The sequence below is a fragment of the Kocuria sp. LUK genome, assembly GCF_021012935.1.
In the GTDB taxonomy this organism is placed as follows: domain Bacteria; phylum Actinomycetota; class Actinomycetes; order Actinomycetales; family Micrococcaceae; genus Kocuria; species Kocuria flava.
Genome location: NZ_JAJMZI010000013.1, coordinates 1 through 4,037, shown reverse-complemented (window position 1 = coordinate 4,037; position 4,037 = coordinate 1). Strand labels below are relative to the sequence as shown.

Genomic DNA, 4,037 nt, shown 5'->3' with positions numbered 1-4,037 from the left:
TTCGAGGGCGGGCGGGGCGAAGAACGGGGGCAGTGGGTCCTACCGGGATCGAACCGATGACATCCACGGTGTAAACGTGGCGCTCTACCAGCTGAGCTAAAGACCCTGGACAACCGGGTGGACGGTTTGTGCAACCGCCAGCACCCGGTTCCCGAACAGGCTACTCGACGCTACTCATCGGTAACCGGTGGTTTCCCCGTGACCTTCGCCACGGCCGCGGCCCATTCTAGGCGGCTCCGAGGGCGGCTTCGAGAGCGGTGAGGAACTCCCCCGCCCGGGCGTCGATCTTGACCCGCGCGGACCCGTCCGCACGGGTCCGGCCGTGGTTGACGATGAGCACGGGCCGCCCGGCGCGCACCGCGTGCCGCACGAAGCGCCGCCCGGAGTTGACCGTGAGGGAGGAGCCGACCACGAGCAGTGCCTCCGCGGCGTCGACCATCCGCAGGGCCCGCAGCACCCGGTGGCGCGGCGCGTTCTCGCCGAAGAAGACGACGTCGGGCTTGAGGATCCCGCCGCAGACCGGGCAGTCGGGCACCCGGAAGCCGGCCGTCTCGGTGATGACGGCGTCGGCGTCCGGGGCGAACTCGATGTCCTCCGGGGAGGAGAGGGAGTCGTAGAACCCGGGGTTGAGCTCGTCGAGGACGTCGGAGAGCACGGCGCGCGGGATGCGGGTGGCGCACTGCAGGCAGCGCACCACGGAGTAGCGCCCGTGCAGGTCGACGACGTTGACCGAGCCCGCCGCCTGGTGCAGGCGGTCGATGTTCTGGGTCACCACGCCCGTGACGGCCCCCCGCTCCTCGAGCCGGGCGAGCACGGCGTGGCCCGGGTTCGGGCGGGCCTCGGCGAGGTGGCGCCACCCGTACTGGTTGCGGGCCCAGTAGTGGCTGCGGCGGGCCGGGCTGGAGAGGAAGTCCTGGTAGGTCATCGGCGTGCGCGGCGCGGCGCCCGGACCCCGGTAGTCGGGGATGCCGGAGTCGGTGCTGATCCCCGCGCCGGTGAGCACCGCGGTGCGGCGCCCGCGCAGCAGGTCCACGGCCGCCGGGAGCCCGGCGCCGAGGTCGGCGGCGTCCGGGTCGGGGAACTGGTCGGGGACCTCGGGGCGGCCGTAGCCGGTGCGGAGGGTGCGCATCGGGGGCGTCCTGGCGGCTCAGCCCGCCAGCCGGGCCAGGGCCGCGCGGTAGGACGCGAGCTCCCGCGGGGTGCCGGGCTCGGAGCGGAAGGCGTCGACGACGGTGCCGCCGGCGTCCAGCACGAACGTGGCCCGCTCGGCCATCCCCGAGTCGGCGTCGAACACGCCGTAGCGCTGGGCCACGGCGCCGTGGGGCCAGAAGTCGGAGAGCAGGTCGAAGTCGAAGGACTCCTCGCGGGCGAAGGCCCGCAGCGCGTACTTCGAGTCCGTGGACACCGCGAGCAGGCGCACCCCGGCGTCCTCGAAGACCGACAGGCTGTCCTGCAGCTGGCACAGCTCCCCGGTGCACACGCCGGAGAAGGCGAAGGGGTAGAAGACGAGGGCCACGGGGCGCCCGCGCAGCGCGCTGAGCGTCACGGGCTCCCCGTACTGGTTGTCCAGCGTGAAGTCCGGCGCCGGACTGCCGATCTCGGTCATGCGGGCTCTCCAGGGGTCCGGGAACGGCCCGGCCCGGGAGGGACGGCCGTGGGGCGGCTCAGGTGTTGCGCTTGGGCATCAGGCGGGTGGCGGACCAGTCGGAGCTGACCCGCGCCGTGGTGGTCACGTGCAGCCCGGCGGTCGGGGCCGCGTCGTTGACCTCGGAGGGCGGGACGTGGCCGTCCCGGCCGGCCTTGGGGGTCAGCAGCCACACCACGCCTCCGTCGTCCAGCGTGGTCTGGACGTCGACGAGGGTGTCCACCAGGTCGCCGTCGCCCTCGCGGAACCACAGCAGCACGGCGTCGACGACCTCCTGGTCGTCCTCGTCGAGCAGGTCGCCGCCGACGAGCTCCTCGATCCCCTCCCGGAGGTCGAGGTCGACGTCCTCGTCGTAGCCGAACTCCTGGATGTAGTCGCCATCCTTGAAACCGAGCTGGACTACCGCGTCACCCGCGGCGGTCTGGGCCTCGCTCACTGCTTGCTCCTTCTGGGATCGGGCCGACGGTCGACGACCACGCACTGCGTGCCGGTGCGGGGCTCCGCCCGGCCCGACCCCGCGGGCCGGGCCGGATACCGGCTTCACCCTCCAGACAACACCGGATCAGGGCCGCTTTCAAGCTCCCGGCCCCTCCGGCGCCCCCGCGTCCGTCCCGCGGGGCGCCGTGGAACGGGCTCGCCGCGGTGTGGAACGATGGACCCGACAGACATCGTGCGCACCGCACGGACCCGTCGGCGCGACCCGCCGGCGGGGCGGGCGGGGCGTCCCCGCGGCGCGAGCTCCGGGGCCGCCGCCCGCACCTGCGCGCGCACCCGCCCGTGACCGCATCTCGGGCAGTCCCATGAAGAGAGGTTGAACGTGCCTTCATCCAGCAACCACCACATCCTCAGCGGCTTGACCAACAACCTGGAGGACTCCGACAACGAGGAGACCCAGGAGTGGCTCGAGTCCTTCGAGGACCTCATCGAGACCCAGGGGACGGCGCGGGCGCAGTACATCATGCGTGCCCTGCTCCAGCACGCGGGCACCCGCAGCGTGGGCGTGCCGATGGTGACGACCACCGACTACGTCAACACGATCCCGGTGGACCAGGAGCCGGAGTTCCCCGGCGACGAGGAGATCGAGCGCCGGTACCGCGCGATCAACCGGTGGAACGCGGCCGTGATGGTGCACCGCGCCCAGCGCCCCGAGATCGGGGTGGGCGGGCACATCTCGTCCTACGCCGGTGTGGCCACCCTCTACGAGGTGGGCCTCAACCACTTCTTCCGCGGTCCGGAGCACCCGGGCGGCGGGGACCAGGTGTTCTGGCAGGGCCACTCGTCCCCCGGCAACTACGCGCGCGCCTATCTCGAGGGCCGGCTCAGCGAGGAGGAGCTCGACGGGTTCCGCCAGGAGAAGACGAAGGCTCCCCACGGGCTGCCCTCCTACCCGCACCCGCGGAACATGCCCGACTTCTGGCAGTTCCCGACCGTGTCGATGGGCATCGGCCCCATGAACGCGATCTACCAGGCGCAGTTCAACCGCTACCTGCACAACCGCGGGATCAAGGACACCTCGGAGCAGCGCGTCTGGGCGTTCCTGGGCGACGGCGAGATGGACGAGCCGGAGTCGCGCGGGCTGCTCCAGCTGGCCGCCAACGACAAGCTGGACAACCTGACCTTCGTCGTCAACTGCAACCTGCAGCGCCTCGACGGGCCGGTGCGCGGCAACGGCAAGATCGTCCAGGAGCTGGAGGCCTTCTTCCGCGGGGCCGGCTGGAACGTCATCAAGGTCCTGTGGGGCCGCGAGTGGGACCAGCTGCTCGCCAAGGACGAGGACGGCGAGCTCGTGCGGATCATGAACGAGACCCTCGACGGCGACTACCAGACCTACAAGGCGGAGTCCGGCGGGTTCATCCGCGACCACTTCTTCGGCCGCTCCCCGCGGACCAAGGAGCTCGTCGCCGACATGACCGACGACGAGATCTGGGAGCTCAAGCGCGGTGCGCACGACTACCACAAGGTCTACGCCGCCTACCGTGCCGCCGTCGCCCACGAGGGCCAGCCGACCGTGATCCTGGCCCAGGGCGTGAAGGGCTACGGGCTGGGCAGCCACTTCGAGGCCCGCAACGCGACCCACCAGATGAAGAAGCTCACCCTGGAGGACCTGAAGAACTTCCGGGACCACCTGCGCATCCCGGTGACCGACGAGCAGATCGAGGACGACCTCTACAACGCCCCGTACTACCACCCGGGCCCGGACTCCCCGGAGATCAAGTACCTGCTCGAGCGCCGCAAGGAGCTCGGCGGGTTCCTGCCGGACCGCCCGCACGCCCAGCGCGAGATCGCCCTGCCCGGTGCGGCGGCCTACGCCTCGGCGAAGAAGGGCTCCGGGAAGCAGATGGCGGCCACCACGATGGCCTTCGTGCGGATCCTCAAGGACCTGCTGCGCGAC

The 4,037-nt window shown here is 71.5% G+C and carries 3 protein-coding genes, 1 tRNA gene and 1 pseudogene; 1 reads left to right on the top strand and 4 read right to left on the bottom strand.

Going from position 1 to position 4,037, the window contains the following annotated elements; genetic code table 11:
• Positions 1–33: 33 nt before the first annotated feature.
• From LQU92_RS14810 to LQU92_RS14795, 4 genes are all read right to left on the bottom strand, one after another.
• Positions 34–106: transfer RNA gene (locus LQU92_RS14810), tRNA-Val, on the bottom strand.
• Between the two features lie 120 nt (positions 107–226).
• Positions 227–1,129, bottom strand: a complete 903-nt coding sequence (locus LQU92_RS14805; RefSeq protein ID WP_230781439.1) for an NAD-dependent protein deacetylase — start codon at positions 1,127–1,129, stop codon at positions 227–229.
• A gap of 18 nt (positions 1,130–1,147) precedes the next feature.
• Positions 1,148–1,606 carry a peroxiredoxin gene (locus tag LQU92_RS14800; protein ID WP_058859068.1) on the bottom strand — a complete coding sequence of 153 codons (459 nt, stop codon included), beginning with the start codon at positions 1,604–1,606 and terminating at the stop codon, positions 1,148–1,150.
• 58 nt (positions 1,607–1,664) lie between these two features.
• Complete coding sequence (locus tag LQU92_RS14795) at positions 1,665–2,081, bottom strand: DUF3052 domain-containing protein (RefSeq protein ID WP_058859069.1); 417 nt, start codon at positions 2,079–2,081, stop codon at positions 1,665–1,667.
• Positions 2,082–2,462: 381 nt separating this feature from the next.
• On the opposite strand from LQU92_RS14795, the pseudogene LQU92_RS14790 reads away from it, so the two are divergent.
• Positions 2,463–4,037, top strand: a pseudogene (locus LQU92_RS14790) (pyruvate dehydrogenase (acetyl-transferring), homodimeric type); the annotation flags it as partial.

Bases quoted from the DNA above. Each gene is read 5' to 3' on its own strand.
- LQU92_RS14805 (WP_230781439.1), bottom strand. From the start codon at position 1,129: ATGCGCACCCTCCGCACCGGCTACGGCCGCCCCGAGGTCCCCGACCAG.
- LQU92_RS14800 (WP_058859068.1), bottom strand. From the start codon at position 1,606: ATGACCGAGATCGGCAGTCCGGCGCCGGACTTCACGCTGGACAACCAG.